The sequence below is a fragment of the Ruegeria atlantica genome (assembly GCF_013032005.1).
Lineage (GTDB): Bacteria > Pseudomonadota > Alphaproteobacteria > Rhodobacterales > Rhodobacteraceae > Ruegeria > Ruegeria atlantica_A.
On the sequence record NZ_WQBE01000001.1, the window covers coordinates 96,619 to 113,568 of the forward strand.

Consider the following 16,950-nt stretch of genomic DNA (forward strand, 5'->3'; position numbering starts at 1 on the left):
CTACGGTAACAACTAAGAGATTAGTCTTGATGTTGTAAAAGGTCTGTGAAGCAGGTCACAGGGGTCAGATCAGGTCGGATTCTGCCAGTTCTCGCAGGGCCTGGAAATCCTGAATCATCAACCCGCCACGCGAAGCTTCGACCACGTTGTCGCGTTTCCAGGTCGAGATCGTCTTGGACACCGCCTCGCGCGTGGCGCCAACGAATTCGGCAAGTTCGCTTTGCGACAGGGTGATCCGGGTCGAAGGGTCATCCTGAAGTCCGGACAGGTGTAACAGCTTGCGGGCCAACCGGATTGGCATCGGCAGGAACACCTGCTCATTCAGCTGCGACCCCATCCACCGCATGCGCAGACCGGCCAATCGGATCAAGTCGACCGCCAGATCGGGATGCTGGCGAATTTGCTCCATCACGTCCCCCTGCCGGACACGCAGAATGCGCGAGGATTCTGCCGCAGCGATGGTGGCTGTGCGAGGGCCGCTGTCGAACAGTGCAATCTCTCCGAACACCTCACCAGGGCGCATAAGGGTCAGCGACAGTTTGCGGCCGCTCATGGCCAGAAAGGACACCTCAAGCGTACCTTCGAGAATGGCGTACAATGCGTCACCCTCGTCACCCTGTTCAAACAGGACGTCACCACGTTCCAGTGCGATTTCAGTCGCCTGGGCGGAAAGCATGGCTTTCAACCCGTCGGATGCCTCGGACAGGAAGCCGCTGTCTGGGAAAGCCGTCATGAGTTCCAGATTCTCCGGCTGTGAGTGTTTTGGTGGTGACACAACTTTCCACAGGTTCGGCCTTAAGCCAAGGTTTTTGTCGGCATCGGCCGACAAACCATCGCAAACGTATGAGGCGAACGCCTTCCCAGCCGGTTCATCTACTGGTGGTCGGGGTCATCCATATAGCTTTGCAGCAGATTGAATTGCAGCATCAGAAACACCATCAGCGCTATCGGAAAGCCGAATGTTTCGATCTTGACCCAAAGGTCGGTGGACATCGTCCGCCAGACAAATTCGTTAGCTACGGCCAGAACGGCGAAGCAACCGCACAGACGTCGGGTCAGGATCATCCACCCCTCGTGGCGCATGGGCAGCATTTCGTCCAGAACATAGGCGAGGTAGGATTTGCCCTGCAGCAGACCGATGCCAAGCATGATTGAAAAGAAGCCGTAGACCAGCGTGGTTTTCATTTTAAAAAACCGCTCGTCATTGAACCAGGCGGTCAGGCCGCCAAAGAAGATGACCATGAATGCGGTGAAAATCTGTATCCGGCTGAGCTTACCGGTCAGGAACCAAAGAACCCCCATCGCGGCCAGCATCAGCGGCACGAAAAGGATGGTGGCAATGATAAAGCCGGAATACTCGATGCCGCCGATCAGGAAGCTGTCGTCGCGCAGGCGTAGGTAGATGAAGAAAAATGCCAGTGGAGGCCCAAGCTCCAGCACTTGTTTCAGAAACGGGTTGATCTCTTTTTTGCCTGACATAGTGGTTTCCTGCTGCTTACCCGCCCATTTCAACTATTACGGCGCCGAGTGCAATCAATGCCATCAGCGCAATCCGCCGTGGCCCCACGGTTTCCTTCAACACCAGCCATCCGATCAGGGCCGCAAAGACGGTTGAGGTTTCACGTAGGACTGCCGCTTCGCCGACCTTGTCGAGCCTTGTGGCCAGCATGATGGCTCCGAAAGACATTGGGGCGATAATGCCGCCTGCAAGGCCGCGCAGCATCAAAGGCCCAATGGTAGGCCGATTGATCATCGCGCGCCATCTCAGAAAGGCATAGATCGGCATGGTCGCACCGTCGATCATGAAGAACCAGGCCAGAAAGGTGAACGGATCGGCAGTGGCGCGGATGCCATAGGCGTCATAGGTGGTGTAAAACGCCACGAACAAGCCGGTCGAAACGGCCAATACCAGCGCTATGCCCAGCGTGTCGCGGTTGGTTTCGAGAAACCGAAAGTTATAGGCGGCCAATCCAAAGATACCAGCCAGCAGGACAGCCACGCCGAACCACTGGGTACCGGTGAAGGTTTCTCCGAACAGCAGATAGGCACCGATGACGGTGAACAGGGGGCCTGTGCCGCGGACAACCGGGTAGACGACAGTGTAAGAGCCCTTGGTATAGGCCATCGCCTGCAGAACTTTGTAGGCGACATGGATCAGCCAGACGGTGGCAAAGATTGGCCACATATAGGGTTCAGGCCACGGTACTACAAAAAAAGCGAACGGGGCGGCCATCAGGCAATAGCTAGCGTCGATCGCACCGCGTGATAGCCATGGATCGTGGCGGCCTTTTTGCAGGGCGCCGAACACTGCGTGCAGGAAGGCGGCCATCAAAGCAAGCCCCAGGGCAAGTTGATGGCCTGCTTCCGTGCCTTCGAGAGAGATCAGCCAGTCGCTCAAGTGTCAGATCATTTCGCTGGGAGGGGGCGGGGATTTTCCATCCCCAGCCCCCCCGAGGGTATTTGAGGCCAGATAAAGCTGCGGTTCAGGACTGATCCAGACCAGTGAGCGCGGCGGCGAATTCTTCGGGGTCGAAAGCGGCGAGGTCATCAATCTGCTCTCCGACGCCGATGGCGTGAATGGGCAGGCCGAACTTGTCAGCCAGTGCGACCAGAACGCCGCCCTTGGCCGTGCCGTCCAGTTTGGTCATCACCAGGCCCGAGACATCGGCTAGATTGCGGAAAGTTTCCACCTGACTCAGCGCGTTCTGACCGGTCGTGGCGTCCAGCACCAGCAAAGTGTTGTGCGGCGCGGTTTCGTCTTTCTTGCGGATAACACGGACGATCTTGGCCAGTTCTTCCATCAGGTCGGCGCGGTTTTGCAGCCGACCGGCGGTGTCGATCATCAGCAAGTCGGCACCGTCCTCTTGCGCCTTGGTCAGCGCGTCGAAGGCAAGGCTGGCCGGATCGGACCCTTCAGGGGCGGTCAGGACGGGCACGCCCGCGCGTTCGCCCCAGACTTGCAGCTGTTCGACAGCGGCAGCGCGGAAGGTATCTCCTGCAGCGATCACGACCTTTTTGCCGGCAGCTTTGAACTGGCTGGCCAGTTTGCCGATCGTTGTGGTTTTACCTGAGCCGTTCACGCCGACGACCAGCACCACTTGCGGACGTTTGGCATAGATGGGCAGGGGTTTGGCGACTGGCTCCATTACGCGGGCCACTTCCTGCGCCAAAAGCTGTTTGATTTCCTGGGTCGAGAGTTTGCGACCAAAACGCCCTTCGGCCATGTTGGCGGTGACACGTAAGGCAGTATCTACGCCCATATCCGAGGCGATCAGCAGCTCCTCGAGCTGTTCCAGCATGTCATCGTCCAGCGTACGGCGCACGGCGGTTTTGGCCTCGCTGCGCCCGAACAATCGACCCAATACGCCTTTGGAAGGTGTCGCCTCGGGGGGCGGGGGGGCAGGTGTCGGATCAACAGGCGCGGGCTCGGGTACCTCAACCGGTTGCGGCGCTGGCGTAGGTTCGGGCACCTCTGGGACTGGTTGGGGAACTTCCGGCACGGGTTCCGGCTGCGGCTCGGGGTCCGGGATGATCGGGTCGGGTGCGACCGTTTCCTCGCCCCCATCTTCAACAATGGCCTCAAGCCCTTGTTCGAGGCGGGACGAGGATTTGAACAACTTGTCCTTGAGCTTTGAGAAAAACGCCATTTTTGGTCTCCGCAGGTGTTCCCCTCACCTAATGCGGATTTGCGGCAGTTGCAAAGGGTCAGAGGAACGCAATCAGCAGACCCGCCTGAGCACCCCAATAAAGTGGCCAGACCAGATAAGGCGTGATCTTCAGGGCGGGGTGGCCCTTGGGCAGCAGGAACTTCTCGGTTGCCAAGATAAGATCCGAGGCAATGAAGGCCAGAGCTGCAGGCAAGGCCCATCTCAGGGCGCCGGTTTCGGGCAGGGTCAGTACGGCGACGCCCATCCCCAGAATGATCGGAATATAGCCCAGAACAGGACCTTTGAGGTCCCCGGCCCGTGGGGCCAACAGGGTGGCGGCGACAATGCCTAGAATGATAAGGGACCAGAAATATCCAGGCTGGTCGAAAATCAGGGCAAGATTGCTTGAAGGATGAGTAAGAAACAGGGCGATATATGCAAGGTGACCTGCGGCAAAGGCCCCAATCCCGGCCATGAAAGTGCTGTCAGTTTCGCGCGACAACAGCGCGTCGCCAATGGCGCACAATAAGAGGGCGACCACCAGAAGAAGCGGACCTGCACCCAACAAGGCAGTCACGGCCAGCAGTGCGACGGATGCAGTTTTCAACACGGATCGCAATGTGCTGGCCGGACGCGGCGACAGCGGCAGGTAGGCCAAAGCACAAGCAGCCGCGAGCCAGAACAGTACAGTTGTCATAGATACCTCTCCGTTTTCAGCAGCTTGTGACGGGTTGTTGATTCACCTCAACCGTGACGTTGAGGCAGGGATCCTGCGGAAATGGTGATTGGCGCCGGACAATTGCTTCTGACACAATGTGGCTATGCTCAGATATCTTGTGATTCTTTTTCTGCTGCCCGCGTATTCAGCGACGGCTCAATCAGCCCTGTCGGGTGCGGATTTTGACGACTACACGCGGGGGAAAACCCTGTTCTACGGTTTTCAGGGGCAGGTATATGGCGTTGAGCGGTACTTGCCCAATCGCCGTGTCATCTGGTCGTTTCTGGATGGCGATTGCAAGCATGGCGTCTGGTATGAAAAGGATGCCCAGATCTGTTTCATCTACGAAGACCGTCTGGACCCACAATGCTGGGTGTTCACCCGATCAGGGGGTGGTCTGATCGCGCAATTCGAAGGCGACCCGGAAGAAACCGAGCTTTATGAGGCCGAGGATGTTGACGAAGAGATGATCTGCCATGGGCCGGATGTTGGCGTCTGAGACCGGCTCAGAACAATGAACCCTGATCTGGCGCGTCTTTTTTGGGCGTTTTTTTCGTAGCTGATCGTGGGGCAGCTGTTTGACCGGTGGTCAGCACGCCATCGGCGAACTCTATCTCAAGTGAGCCATGCTTTGCAGCCTGAGCTTTTGTCGTGACAACCTGATCCTCGGCGCGGACCACAGCATAACCCCGTTGCAACGTTGCCTTGTAGCTGAGCGTTTCGCGTAGGCGGTCGGTGGCGTCCAGCTGTTGTCGCATCCGGTCCAGACGCGTTGTTTGGGCGGCGTTCATACGCTCAGCTAATCGGGTGATGGATTGGCGCTGTATCTCGATCTCACGCTGAATGGGACGCAAGGACAGGCGTGACGACAGGTTGCGCACCGCTTCTTGTCGGCTTGAAACAAGGTTGCGCAGAGTCGAGGGGCGTAGGTGGGAGGAAAGTTTAACCACTTGTAGGCGGCGGTTCTGCACACCGCGCTCAAGCGCCGGGGTCAGGCGATCTGCAATCAAATCAAGCCGTTGACGCGGGGTATTCAACAAGCTGTCCGGTCGCGGTAGCGCACGCGATAGGTCGCGCAGGCGCTGCAACCGCCGTTGGACCGCATCGGTTGCGGCACGCGACAGACGTGCGCCTTGTTCGCCGGTCCAGGCCAGGAGCTCTATCCGTACAGGTACGGCCAGTTCGGCGGCGGCGGTCGGGGTGGGCGCGCGACGGTCTGAGACGTAGTCAATCAGCGTCGTGTCCGTCTCGTGCCCCACGGCCGAGATCAGCGGGATATCTGATCCCGCAGCGGCGCGCGCCACGATTTCCTCATTAAAGCCCCACAGGTCTTCGATCGATCCGCCGCCTCGGGCGACGATGATCAGGTCGGGGCGCGGCAGAGCCCCGCCGGGTGTTAATTTGTTGAACCCGTTGATCGCATTTGCAACTTCGGGGGCACAGTTCGACCCCTGCACGGCGACTGGCCAGATCAGAACCTTACGCGGGAACCGATCCCGCAGGCGGTGCAGTATGTCCCGGATCACCGCCCCTGAGGGAGAGGTCACAACACCGATGACCTGTGGCAGATAGGGCAGCGGTTTTTTACGCTCGGGGGCAAACAGCCCTTCGGCCTCAAGCTGTTTCTTGCGTTTCTCCAGCAACGCCATCAGCGCGCCTTGTCCGGCAACGGCGACCTCATCGACGTTCAAGTTGTATTTCGACTGCGCGCCAAATGCGGTCAGTCGACCGGTGACCACAACCTCCAACCCTTCTTCGGGGACAACGGACAAGCCCGAGATCTGGCCTTTCCATGTGGTGCAGGCCAGCACATTCCGGTCATCCTTGATGTCGTAATAGAGATGACCCGAGCGCGCCTTGAACACGCGCCCGACCTCGCCGCGCACACGGATTCGGCCGAACGTGCCTTCTAGCGTGCGTTTCACCTCGCCCGAGATGTCCGAGACAGTGTATTCAGGGGTGTTTTGGCCGGGAATGGGGTCGTCAAGCAGGTCGGACATTTCAGCGCCTTGTGTCAAATGCCCGGCCAGCTTAGAACGCGCGCAAGGCGAGGCCAAGCAGATCGGAGAGCATTCATGAATATCCTCATTCTCGGCAGTGGTGGGCGGGAACACAGCCTGGCTTGGGCGGTGATGCAGAACCCTAAATGTGACCGTCTGATCGTGGCGCCGGGAAATGCCGGGATCGCGCAGATCGCGGATTGTGCCGCGCTGAATATTGAGAACGGTGGGGACGTCGTTAGTTTTGCTGAGGAAAACGCGATTGACTTCGTGATTGTAGGCCCCGAGGCACCCTTGGCTGCCGGCGTGGCGGATCGCCTGCGCGAAGCAGGCGTGCTGGTTTTTGGGCCTTCTGCGGCGGCAGCCCAGTTGGAGGCGTCGAAAAGTTTTACCAAGGAAATCTGCGATGCGTCGGGCGCACCGACCGCAGCCTATGCGCGGTTTACCGAGGCTGAACCAGCCAAAGCCTATATTCGCGAACAAGGGGCTCCGATTGTCGTCAAGGCCGATGGATTGGCCGCAGGCAAGGGCGTGATCGTGGCGATGGATGACCAAACCGCTCTGGACGCCATCGACGACATGTTCGGCGGTGCTTTTGGCGGGGCAGGGGCCGAGGTTGTCATCGAAGAGTTCATGGATGGAGAAGAGGCGTCACTGTTCGTGCTGTGCGATGGCGAGAACATCCTGTCCGTCGGCACCGCACAAGACCACAAGCGCGTGGGCGAGGGTGATACCGGACTGAATACTGGCGGTATGGGCGCCTATTCACCGGCACCGGTTCTGAGTGCTGAGATCGAAGAACGCGCGATGGAAGAGATTATCAAGCCCACCGTGGCTGAAATGAAGCGTCGTGGTATGCCGTTTCAGGGCGTCCTTTATGCTGGTCTGATGATCAAGGACGGTCAGTCTCGGTTGGTAGAATACAATGTGCGCTTTGGTGATCCCGAGTGTCAGGTTCTTATGATGCGCCTCGGTGCGCAGGCGATGGACCTGATGCATGCCGCTGCCGAGGGCCGGTTGGGCGAGGCGCGGGTGAACTGGGCGGATGATCATGCCCTGACCGTGGTGATGGCGGCGAATGGATATCCGGGTGCGTACGAAAAGGGCAGTGTGATCAATGGTCTGGAGGGCCTTCCCGAGGATAGCGGGAATATGGTGTTCCACGCCGGAACCAAGGCTTCGGAGGGTCAGATCGTGGCCTCTGGCGGTCGCGTACTGAATGTCACTGCCCGTGGAGGCACATTGCAAGAGGCACGGGACCGGGCCTATGCGGCGGTCGACGGGATTGACTGGCCTGATGGGTTCTACCGTCGCGACATCGGCTGGCGGGCGCTCTGATCCAAAACGCTCCCGCGTCCTGACGCTGCATCAAAGATGCACCGCCAAAGGCCTTGGGCCGGGCAGCCCGCTGGCGCGGGCTGCGGTCGGTTCTATTTTGGACAGGCCAGTGCCCCTTTCATTGCGGATGGGGTAAAGGGCAGCAGTTCCCGTTTTTTCCAGCCATCATCGTAGTTGATGCTGACAATGCTGCTCCAGTCAGCGTTGACCACAATAATTTCACGGTTTCCTCCGCATTTGCGAATGCCACCGGTGATGAAGTCCTCTCCAATCTGGTGATTGGTCAAACCGGGTAGGGTTGCGATCTCGGTCAGTTCGCTGTTCTGGAATCGCCAAATGCGCAGGGTTTTGGCTAGATGCGGGCGGTCGATGTAAGCAATCTCGACTAGCCCGTCATCATCCAGATCTGCTGCGCCAATTGGAGCGAGCCAGCGAAAGCGGGTCCCAATGTGGGGCGTGGCTGCGATCTTTTCTCCGCGTGCATCATAGATTGCGAGTTGTGCACCGGCATGGACGTTGGACTCCACGACGATCACTTCGTTTGATCCATCTAGATTGATATCGACTAGACGGGGACTGAGGTCTTCAAAGACGCGATCAAGCGGCAACTTGATGGTCAGAACCGAGCGTTTGTATACCGGCTGGATGAAGAGCGTTTTAGTTGACGTATTCGAAACTTTGAGTTCAAGCGCGCCATATTCGATGTCGTCGCCCAGTACGCCGTGGGCATAGCGTGTCGTTGGCTCAGTGAAGCGGGCGCTTGTGATGGTGTCTGCAGCTGCTGGTCCCATCCCCGTCAGCCACACACTCAACGCCAGCACCGCGCCGCGTGCCCGATGTTGCCACAGACGGGCGGGCAGACGCGGCGCTTTGAAAAGCATCAGATCTGCTTTTCGGGCATCTGTACCACCAGACCGTCCAACTCATCCGTGACCTTGATCTGGCAGGTCAGGCGCGAACGGGTCGGGTCGGGCTCATAGGCAAAATCCAGCATGTCTTCTTCCATGTCATCCTTGCCTGGGACTTTCTCGACCCAGTCGGGGTGGATGTAGACGTGGCAGGTCGAGCAGGCGCACGCGCCGCCGCAGTCGGCCTCGATGCCGGGGATGTTGTTGTCGCGGGCTCCTTCCATGACTGTCAGCCCGTTGGCGACCTCGACTGTGTGTTCGGTACCGCCATGCTCGACATAGGTGATCTTTGCCATTGCGTGCGTCTTCCTTTTTCGGTTGTCGAATTCTTCCTTAGTGAAGGCGTTTAGGTCTTTCCAGTACCATTTGCGACTCAACACGCCGTGTCTGGACTTTCCTGCAGTTTGTTCTATTTTTGTTCTCATGCTTGTTGCCCCTGTTCATCCTGCGGTTTCAAACCGGAACTGGCCGCGCCCGCCGACCTGTTTGCCAGCCAACCGGCTGGACGACCCGCCCGAAGGCGCGCGCGTGGCTGTCGCCGGGCTGGTGATTCTGCGGCAGAGACCGGGGACAGCCAAGGGGGTGATCTTTGTCACGCTTGAGGATGAGACCGGTATCGTGAACGTGGTCGTCTGGCGGAAAATCTACGAACAATTCCGCCGCGCGGTGATTTCCGGGCGCCTGTTGCGGGTCACGGGCCGGATGCAGCGGGCGCATTCGGTGACCCATGTGATCGCGGAAGAGATCGAGGATATCTCATCCATGCTGGATGTATTGGTACGGGGGGAGGGTTAGGCCTCTAGCGACAAACAGATCCGCTGCGGCGGCGCGCTGTGTCAAAATGGAAATGCCCTTTGTGATAGCGGTCGGCGTCCGGACCCAGAACTGTGCCGAACAGACCGCAAGCACCTGCATGAAGCTCACGCATGGCGTCGCTTGTATCTTCAGCTGTCCACCCGTCGCGTACCGTGATCACAGTGCCATCCATGAGTACGAAAGATGAGATATCAATCGCGCGACCGCGGGCGTGTTCCGACATTCGCGCGCGCGGCTGATTGTTCTGTGTCTTGCACGCATAATGGCCGGCCAGACGAATTCCTTTCAAACCGCCACCCTGATCCGCAAAGGTCGGTTTAGCCGTGTTCTCCAGCCAAGTCTTGAGCGTGATGGCGGTTTCGCAATCCATCAGCGCCAATTGGCTGAGAAAGACATCAGACACCACGCGGATACGCACGGGATCGGCAATGCCGCATCCCCTGTACTTTCCTCTAAAGGGTTTTCGGCTCTCGCCGAGAATGGTCCAGTCACCACACACCGCACCGCGATCGCGCATCCGTTCGCGGCCAACCTCGATCTGACGGAATTTGCAGGGTCGCAGTCGCGGTCTGGGGGATACAGTCAGTTCGCGCTTGGCGGGGGCTGCGACGGCGTCTTCCTCCAACAGGACGTCCAATTCAGCGGACGGGTCATAGGCCACCAGTTCATGCGGTTGAGCCTGCGCAGGCTCCTCGCAATCTGGCGCGGCACTCGCCATACCTACGCATAAAAAAAACAGAGGGGTTAAAACTCGCATAAAACAACTCGTTCATTTTCCGGCCCGACCAATGGTCGCCTGACCAGCCTCAAAGCAGGTGTCGCGGCGTGGACCAGTCTGGGCTTTGCAAAATCCTTTTCCTATTCAAAGCCAGAGTATAGCAGGGATTTCTCATCGCTTGAACAAATTGCTCTGTGCTGGCTTTCCCTTGTTGCCTCAGCGCATGTCGAAATGCTGTGCGCATTTGGTGCCTAATTTGAACGCAGAGATGTTGAGGATATCTCGCGGAGCTGGATGTGATGGTGCGGGCGGGGGGATAGGTCTGCAATGCGGACAAATCTGCCGTTCAAGCGCAGCGTAGCAAAGTCCCCTTTAGAGCCAAGAGTTCGAATACGGGGATGTCGATTCAAGAAATTGGCTAAAACTGTCTACCAATCCAAAAAGAAGGTTTACTACTACATTCGCTGTCGTTTCGTATCTTTAGCGACTTGAGCCACTCAAGTAAGCGCAGGACACAACCACCTGTCTAACACACCTTGAGCTGTGACAAGTTGGAAATGTAGAACCTGTTCATTTCATCAGGTTCTACTTTCCATAAATTGGCTAACGGTCAGGCAAGCTCACGCGCAATGTGGCGTGCTTGGGCCTGAGCTGAGGCGACCGAAGCTTTGTGACGCTCGTCAGCGAATTCCTGGTACTCGGCCGCAGCTTCGAACATGCGTTCTGCGCCCAGGTACTTGCGCAATGTGCTGATATGCGCAGAAAGGTGACCCGAGTCATTGCGAATCCCACCGTCCTCAAAGCCGAATTCGCCAGCCGATGTCAGCAGCACCAGGGTTTTGCCGGACATGATCGGTTCCAGAGGGAAGTCGCCGCGCGCCAAATCAAACGTAAACGTCTTGTTGATCCGGATGATCTGATCAAACCAAGCCTTCAGCGCTGCGGGCATGCCGTAGTTGTACATGGGCGTCGAAATCAGCAGGATGTCGGAGCGGTCGAGCTCGTCAATCAGCGTGTCAGACAACCTGACCAAAGCGCTCTGTTCAGGAGTACGTTCCTCTTCTGCTGTAAAGACGGACGCGATCCAATCGTTGGAAATGAAATCTGGCGGGGTCATTCCGACGTCACGCACAATAATTTCAACGTCGGGATCAACCGTTTTCCACTCTTCCACGAAACTGTCCGCCAAAGCGCGGGAAATGGAGTTATAGGCCGCAACAGGGTTGTCGGTGTGGCGCACGCTGGCGTCAATTCTCAGGATTGTGGTCATCTTGTCACCTAGTCAGTTTGCAATGGACCATTCAAAGGTGAAGCCAGTGACGCGCAGGTACAAATGAAGAGAATTCTGAATGGAGTGAAATGACCTCAGCCATCTCTAATCGCTGAAAAAATCTTCTCCAGATAAGACGCCGTCGCAAGTACATCCGCGTCCCTGTTTGCGCCGCCGCTCAAGGATAGGCTGACCCCCGGTCTCCGTTCTCCAAATGGAATGGAAATTGTTGGCGCATTGAGGAAAGCAGCTTTCATCGATACCGACAGGATAAGGGCGTTTTCCCGTGCAAAGACCCCTTTATCGAGGGTCACGGCCTGAACAGACGGCGGGTACGACGGCAATGTCGGGTAAAGCAGCATCTTCCCTGCCAGTTCCCTGCCAAAGTCCGGGATGAGGGCCCGCCGGATTTCGAGCAATGCCTGCAGATCTTTGCCAAGGATTGAAGCCGCCTGAGCAAGCCGATCCTGCACATTTGGGTCCAGTCTGGCCTGCTGGTCTCCGACCAAACTTGGCAGAAGACGAAAGGCTTCGGCACTCACCAGCGTTCCGCAGGTTTGGAAGACCTCCGTGACACGAGTGAAACTTCGGATATCAACTCTTTCCAATTCGATGCCATGCTCGGACAAATGCTGCTGAGCCTGTTCGTACATAGCCTTGATTTCCGGGGTGAATCCCACCAGGGCATCTTCCCTCAGGCACAGAATTTGACGGCGGGCGTGCCCGGTTTCTTTGCAATCCGACAAAGCGCGATCCACAGCGCAAATCTGACTGACGTTTAAAGCGAGTGAGCCTGGCGTATCCATAGAAGGCGCCAGAGGTAAAATCCCGGCGCTTTCATAGCGGTCCATAGTTGGGCGAAACCCCACCAGGCCCTGACAGGCGGCCGGAATGCGCACGGAGCCGGAGGTATCTGTGCCCAATGCGATGTCGGCCAAGCCCATGGCAACGGCTGACGCCGATCCGCTCGAGGACCCTCCAGGCACCATTGTGCTGTCCAACACATTCAGAGGGGTGCCGAAATGCGGATTAACTCCGAGCCCCGAGAAGGCGAACTCTGACATGTTCACATGGCCTAAGACGATCGCGCCCGCAGAACGGAGCCTGGCGACGATCGGGGCGTCATTGTCTGCTGGTTGAGGATCGATGGCCAAGGATCCCGCATGGCTTCGGAACGTTTGCACGTCGATATTGGCCTTGACCGCAAGAAACTGGCCGTCCAACGGGCCAAGCAGCCTTCCTTCGGCCTGCCGCGCGGCGGCGGATCGGGCATCCTGCAACAGTCTATCTGGCGCAACGCTAAGGAATATCTCGCGATGCGCGTCGAGCGAATCCAGAAAGTCGCGCGTCCGTTGAAGGATATTCATGCCGTCAGAACCGGAGTCTGATAATAAGGCAGTTCTTCAACCCGTACGCTTTGCCGGTCTGCCTCATATTGCATGCGCACGTGCTGTGCGATCTCTCCGAGAGTAGCGAACCAGACGTCACCCCTGTTCAAGACAGAATCCATCCAGTCTTCCACCTGCCGCCACCGCGCCAAACGCCCGGTCAGGAAGGGATGCCAGATGCCAATCCAGAAGCCACCTTCTTCGTATTGGGCTTCGAATTCCTCCCAAAATGGGGTCAGCCCGGCGCGTGGCCCGGCGACGGGCATCATGTAACCAATTTCCTCATAGTGGGCGAATTGCGGCCAGTCGTCGGTCCCCCAATGCGATGGAAGTTCGACCAAAGTCCGGCCGCCTGATCGCATGAGGTATGGCACATCATCCGCCATCAGCGAACTGTCATAGTCGAATTCATGCTTGTTCAGCAGGTCGATGACGGCTTGCGTCACATTGTAAACCGGTGCGCGATAGCCTTTTGGAACATTGCCCAGAACCCGCTTATGCGACTCCAGCGCGCGTTCGAACCAATAGGCTTGTTCAGACGCGCTGTGGTTTGTCGGGTCTTCGTGCAAATAGCCATGATGGCCGATTTCATGACCATCTTTCAGGATGGCTTGCATTGCATCTGGATATTGCTCCACGACCCATCCGGGGGCGAAGAAGGACTGTTTCAGCCCGAGACGTTTGTAAGTTTCTAGAATCCGAGGGATGGCAACCGTCGGCCCGTAGCGCCCCATGGAGATCGGATAGAGGCGATCATGCCCATCGACCGGCCTTGCGATATGGATCAGGCTGTCCGCATCGATATCAAAGGTGATCGCACAGGCGCATCGCGCGCCGTTTGGCCAGATTATTTTCTTCTGCATGGTCTTGCTCCTCTGTCACAATTGCTGGGCGTTGTTCGTCAGCCAATCGTCATACCAGCGCTGCAATGCGGATTTGACGGCGGCATATTCACTAGCGCTCAGCCTTTGATCCGCGGCGCGCTGCATGCCGTCGGTGATGTTTTGAAGAATTATCTTTTCGTCGCACTTTTTGGTCTCGCCGTGCGAAACGGCCAGTTGTCCGCCGGTGAAGACGCTCTGGATATCCGTAGATTTTGCCGAGCTGACCAACAGCTCAACCGGATCAATGCCGGGGTCCAACCAGGGACCTTCAAGACGGTCCAGGCGCAGGATCACAAAGTCGGCGCGCTTGCCGACGGACAGGCTTCCGATGCTGTGATCCATTCCCATCAAACGCGCGCCACCCATAGTGGCCATGTCGAAAACATCCTTCGCGGTCAGGCTAGGGTTCGCCCGATCACTTGACCAATAAAGGCTTTGCGCCAGACGCATTTCGGCGAACATGTCGTCATCACCTGCCAGGCTGGTCCCATCCATCCCCAGTGCAAGGTTGATGCCCATCCGCTTCATCAATGGCGCGGGTGCAATGCCGGAACGCAGCCGCAAATTGGAGCTGGGATTACACACGATATGCGCCCGCACCTCGGCCACTCGCGCCAGATCTTTTTCGTCCGCCCAGACCATATGCACCAAAGACAAGCCGTCAGTGAGCAGGCCAACTTTGCCCAATTCTGCAATGGCACCCTGAAAACTCCAGGCTGTAGCCGACAGGTGTTGCAGTCGAGACTCCTCGGCATGGGTGTGAATGCGCTGGCCGCTTTCGCGAACCTCCCTGGCGATGTTGCGCAGGGTCTCTCGGCCCGACCAATGCGGTGCCGTGGGGCCAAACCACACATCAGCGCATTCAGAAGCCGCGTATTCGCCATGCATCCGGGACAGAAGCCGCACAAAGCTTTGCGGTTCAATACGTGCGCGCGCAACGTGCTGGCGCTGCAGTTTGCATCGCAGAACCTCGGGCAAGGTAGTCAGAAACGACTGGCTTTGCCCATATGGATGTACAAGCTGGTTGTGCCATCTCTCGCCCGGCGCGATGGCACAAGACAGGCCAAGCCCATTATATACGGCGATTTTGTCCCTTATCTTCGCTTCGGCAATGGCCGCTGTCTGACCCGCGGTGCAGGCATCCACAACAGCCGTTACCCCATTCTTCAGCAAGCGCATTGCCGCGTATTCGGTGGCGAGGCGCGGCGCAACGTCGGCTGCGCCAGCGGAGGCGAAAATCCAAGGCTCTAACAGGTCATCCCGTATCCCTTGGTTGATAAGGTTCACCCCATAGCAATGGTGATGCGCATTCACAAACCCGGGCAGGATCGCCGTGTTTGTGTCCGAGTGCACCCTTGCGCTTGGATAACGTGACTTTAATACTGCGAGAGGCGCCAAGCCACCTATTCTGCCGTCTAGAACATAAAGCGCGAAGTCGTTGTGACTGTGAAAGGCATCTTCGATGATCCAGCGGGCAGAAAATATGTCGCCGCCATCATCCGTCATGAACAACAAATTCCAGCGCGCTCGGCTTGCCTTCGTCCCCGTTGACTGGAGTGATATCTTGCGGGCAGGCCGACATCACGGTGTAGACTGGCATCTCAGCTTTGAAGGTCATGCTATCCCCCGGTTTTGACACTGGGGTAGCCCAGGAAAGGCTGCCATCAGGGTGAACTGGTACGTTCATCCACAGATTGAAGGGCGCTGGCACATGCGGTGCTTTTTTCCCGATAGCAAGCAAGGCCTGCCTCAAGTTGTCGGCGCAATTGTCGTGGTAATCAGTGACGCCCAATTGCTTGTACCGGTTGGCATCGCAAGCGGCGATCGTTGTGTCATGAACACCCGGCGATGTGTCTTGGGTCAGCGTCAGAAGAGGATTGCGCAGATTGCTGACCAACCTGTCACCGATCTTTGGGAAAACAGACAGAAGATCCGTATGCACATGCGGCATGGACAAATATTCATTCAGCTCTGCCGCATTGAACGCCCAGAAATCGCAGACTTGCCAGCCGGTCGGATTGGTGATGGTCAAAGTTTGTCCGGCTGTCAAACGCACCGCGACACCACAACGTGCTGGCACTGTATACCGTTCTGCAATGACCGGGACGCCGTCGCTAGAGACCGTGCTGTCGAGAGTTTGATTGAAACCATCGGGTTGGGAAGGGTCAAAACTATGCATGCGCAAGAACTCCTGGTTAGGGGTTCAGAAACGCATGCTTCTCGGCAATTTAGAAATGACAAAAATTCAAGCGACGGATTAGATCGTTGCAGACGCGCTATTCTTCAAAAAACCTTTGACCGACGACGCTGTCGCGAAACTCATCTGCTTGGTCCAATAGCCATTCCCGGAACACACGAACGCGTGCACGATTGGCGTAAGTTTCCGGGCAGACGAGAAAATAGCTCTTGTTCTTCAATGCCGCGTCAAAGGGGGCGACCAGCATATTGCGTTCCAGAAAACGCGCGGCGGCCAAAAGGCTGACCAGGGCCACACCATGACCATCGCTTGCCGTCAGCAAGCAGATGTGTTCCTCGGAATAGGTGACATAGGGCTCGACGTCACTAGTTTGCAAGCCAGCCGCGTCCATCCATCGCTCCCAACTCGGATCCGCATCAGAAAACCCGCTCCATTGGTATTCGATCAGACGAGACTTCAGAAGATCTTCGGGGGAACCCAGTGACTTCGCCTTTTCCACGCTACAGACAGGGGCTACCCAGTCATTCAAGACCCATGCCACATTGCTGTCAGGATAATCGCCAAAGCCATACCGAATGGCCACATCCACATCGCTGGATTTGAAATCCACCAGTTGATCGCTAGACAGAACCCTTACCGAGATCTCCGGGTATTTCTCGTAAAAGCCTCGCAGCCGCGGGCTAAGCCAATTGGCGGCAAAAGACCCGGTTGTTGAGATTGTCAATGTGCCCGCAAGGTCGTCTTCCTCCAGCGCGAGAGAGGCGGCTTCAATGTTCTTGAAGGCTTCAATGATGTGGGGCGCGTAGTTGGCCCCATCCTCCGTCAGTTTCAAGGCGCGGGTCAGCCGGTGAAACAGGGGCACCCCAAGTTGATCCTCCAGCGATTTGATCTGATGGGAAATGGCAGTCGGAGTGACGCATAGTTCATCGGCGGCATCCTTGAAACTCAGATGCCGGCAGGCCGCTTCGAAGGCCTGAATACTTTTCAACGACGGTATCTTCGCCATGACGCGCGGCTTTGCTCTCCTGATGCGATGCTAATTCGTCGCTCCACTCTAACCCGATTG

Annotated in this window: 18 protein-coding genes; 3 read left to right on the forward strand and 15 right to left on the reverse strand. The window is 57.3% G+C overall.

Annotated features, from left to right (window positions below; all coding sequences use genetic code 11):
* Window positions 1-64: 64 nt before the first annotated feature.
* The 5 genes from GOX21_RS00520 to GOX21_RS00540 form a co-directional block, all read right to left on the reverse strand.
* Window positions 65-733 (reverse strand): Crp/Fnr family transcriptional regulator, encoded by a 669-nt coding sequence (locus GOX21_RS00520; RefSeq protein WP_170348298.1) that lies wholly within the window; start codon window positions 731-733, stop codon window positions 65-67.
* A 140-nt stretch (window positions 734-873) separates the two neighbouring features.
* Window positions 874-1,479, reverse strand: a complete 606-nt coding sequence (locus GOX21_RS00525) for an inner membrane-spanning protein YciB (RefSeq protein ID WP_170357834.1) — start codon at window positions 1,477-1,479, stop codon at window positions 874-876.
* 16 nt (window positions 1,480-1,495) lie between these two features.
* A complete protein-coding gene (locus GOX21_RS00530; protein WP_170374767.1) occupies window positions 1,496-2,398 on the reverse strand; it encodes an EamA family transporter in 903 nt (300 codons plus the stop codon).
* Window positions 2,399-2,483: 85 nt separating this feature from the next.
* Window positions 2,484-3,647 carry a signal recognition particle-docking protein FtsY gene (ftsY, locus tag GOX21_RS00535; protein WP_170348301.1) on the reverse strand — a complete coding sequence of 388 codons (1,164 nt, stop codon included), beginning with the start codon at window positions 3,645-3,647 and terminating at the stop codon, window positions 2,484-2,486.
* Between the two features lie 58 nt (window positions 3,648-3,705).
* Window positions 3,706-4,344, reverse strand: coding sequence for a lysoplasmalogenase (locus GOX21_RS00540; RefSeq protein WP_170374768.1), 639 nt, complete (start codon window positions 4,342-4,344; stop codon window positions 3,706-3,708).
* A gap of 124 nt (window positions 4,345-4,468) precedes the next feature.
* Here GOX21_RS00540 and GOX21_RS00545 point away from each other — a divergent pair, with 124 nt between their 5' ends.
* Window positions 4,469-4,864, forward strand: coding sequence for a hypothetical protein (locus GOX21_RS00545; protein ID WP_170374770.1), 396 nt, complete (start codon window positions 4,469-4,471; stop codon window positions 4,862-4,864).
* Window positions 4,865-4,871: 7 nt separating this feature from the next.
* On the opposite strand, the gene xseA is transcribed toward GOX21_RS00545, so the two are convergent.
* The gene (xseA, locus tag GOX21_RS00550) at window positions 4,872-6,365 is read right to left on the reverse strand and encodes an exodeoxyribonuclease VII large subunit (protein WP_170374772.1); all 1,494 of its coding nucleotides are present in this window, start codon (window positions 6,363-6,365) and stop codon (window positions 4,872-4,874) included.
* A 75-nt stretch (window positions 6,366-6,440) separates the two neighbouring features.
* On the opposite strand from xseA, the gene purD reads away from it, so the two are divergent.
* Window positions 6,441-7,703 (forward strand): phosphoribosylamine--glycine ligase, encoded by a 1,263-nt coding sequence (gene purD, locus GOX21_RS00555; RefSeq protein WP_170374774.1) that lies wholly within the window; start codon window positions 6,441-6,443, stop codon window positions 7,701-7,703.
* Window positions 7,704-7,795: 92 nt separating this feature from the next.
* Here purD and GOX21_RS00560 read toward each other — a convergent pair whose 3' ends face one another.
* Together GOX21_RS00560 and GOX21_RS00565 are read right to left on the reverse strand one after the other, a co-directional pair.
* Window positions 7,796-8,584, reverse strand: coding sequence for an FG-GAP repeat domain-containing protein (locus GOX21_RS00560; RefSeq protein ID WP_170374776.1), 789 nt, complete (start codon window positions 8,582-8,584; stop codon window positions 7,796-7,798).
* On the reverse strand, window positions 8,584-8,907 hold the full coding sequence (locus GOX21_RS00565; protein ID WP_170348307.1) for a 2Fe-2S iron-sulfur cluster-binding protein: 324 nt from the start codon (window positions 8,905-8,907) through the stop codon (window positions 8,584-8,586). The genes GOX21_RS00560 and GOX21_RS00565 overlap by 1 nt, the downstream gene beginning before the upstream one ends.
* 127 nt (window positions 8,908-9,034) lie before the next feature.
* Between GOX21_RS00565 and GOX21_RS00570 the strand changes: the two genes are divergently transcribed.
* Complete coding sequence (locus tag GOX21_RS00570; RefSeq protein WP_170348308.1) at window positions 9,035-9,406, forward strand: OB-fold nucleic acid binding domain-containing protein; 372 nt, start codon at window positions 9,035-9,037, stop codon at window positions 9,404-9,406.
* A gap of 4 nt (window positions 9,407-9,410) precedes the next feature.
* Here GOX21_RS00570 and GOX21_RS00575 read toward each other — a convergent pair whose 3' ends face one another.
* The 7 genes from GOX21_RS00575 to gcvA form a co-directional block, all read right to left on the reverse strand.
* Window positions 9,411-10,145, reverse strand: coding sequence for an extensin-like domain-containing protein (locus GOX21_RS00575; protein ID WP_254428434.1), 735 nt, complete (start codon window positions 10,143-10,145; stop codon window positions 9,411-9,413).
* A 610-nt stretch (window positions 10,146-10,755) separates the two neighbouring features.
* Window positions 10,756-11,415, reverse strand: coding sequence for an FMN-dependent NADH-azoreductase (locus tag GOX21_RS00580; protein ID WP_170374780.1), 660 nt, complete (start codon window positions 11,413-11,415; stop codon window positions 10,756-10,758).
* 95 nt (window positions 11,416-11,510) lie between these two features.
* On the reverse strand, window positions 11,511-12,782 hold the full coding sequence (locus GOX21_RS00585; protein ID WP_170348311.1) for an amidase family protein: 1,272 nt from the start codon (window positions 12,780-12,782) through the stop codon (window positions 11,511-11,513).
* Complete coding sequence (locus tag GOX21_RS00590; protein ID WP_170348312.1) at window positions 12,779-13,666, reverse strand: polysaccharide deacetylase family protein; 888 nt, start codon at window positions 13,664-13,666, stop codon at window positions 12,779-12,781. Before GOX21_RS00590 ends, GOX21_RS00585 begins: the two co-directional genes overlap by 4 nt.
* 15 nt (window positions 13,667-13,681) lie before the next feature.
* Window positions 13,682-15,193 carry an amidohydrolase family protein gene (locus GOX21_RS00595; RefSeq protein WP_170374782.1) on the reverse strand — a complete coding sequence of 504 codons (1,512 nt, stop codon included), beginning with the start codon at window positions 15,191-15,193 and terminating at the stop codon, window positions 13,682-13,684.
* Window positions 15,183-15,866, reverse strand: a complete 684-nt coding sequence (locus GOX21_RS00600) for a DUF1989 domain-containing protein (protein ID WP_170374784.1) — start codon at window positions 15,864-15,866, stop codon at window positions 15,183-15,185. Before GOX21_RS00600 ends, GOX21_RS00595 begins: the two co-directional genes overlap by 11 nt.
* 97 nt (window positions 15,867-15,963) lie before the next feature.
* Window positions 15,964-16,890 (reverse strand): transcriptional regulator GcvA, encoded by a 927-nt coding sequence (gene gcvA / locus GOX21_RS00605; RefSeq protein ID WP_170374786.1) that lies wholly within the window; start codon window positions 16,888-16,890, stop codon window positions 15,964-15,966.
* Window positions 16,891-16,950 lie beyond the last annotated feature (60 nt).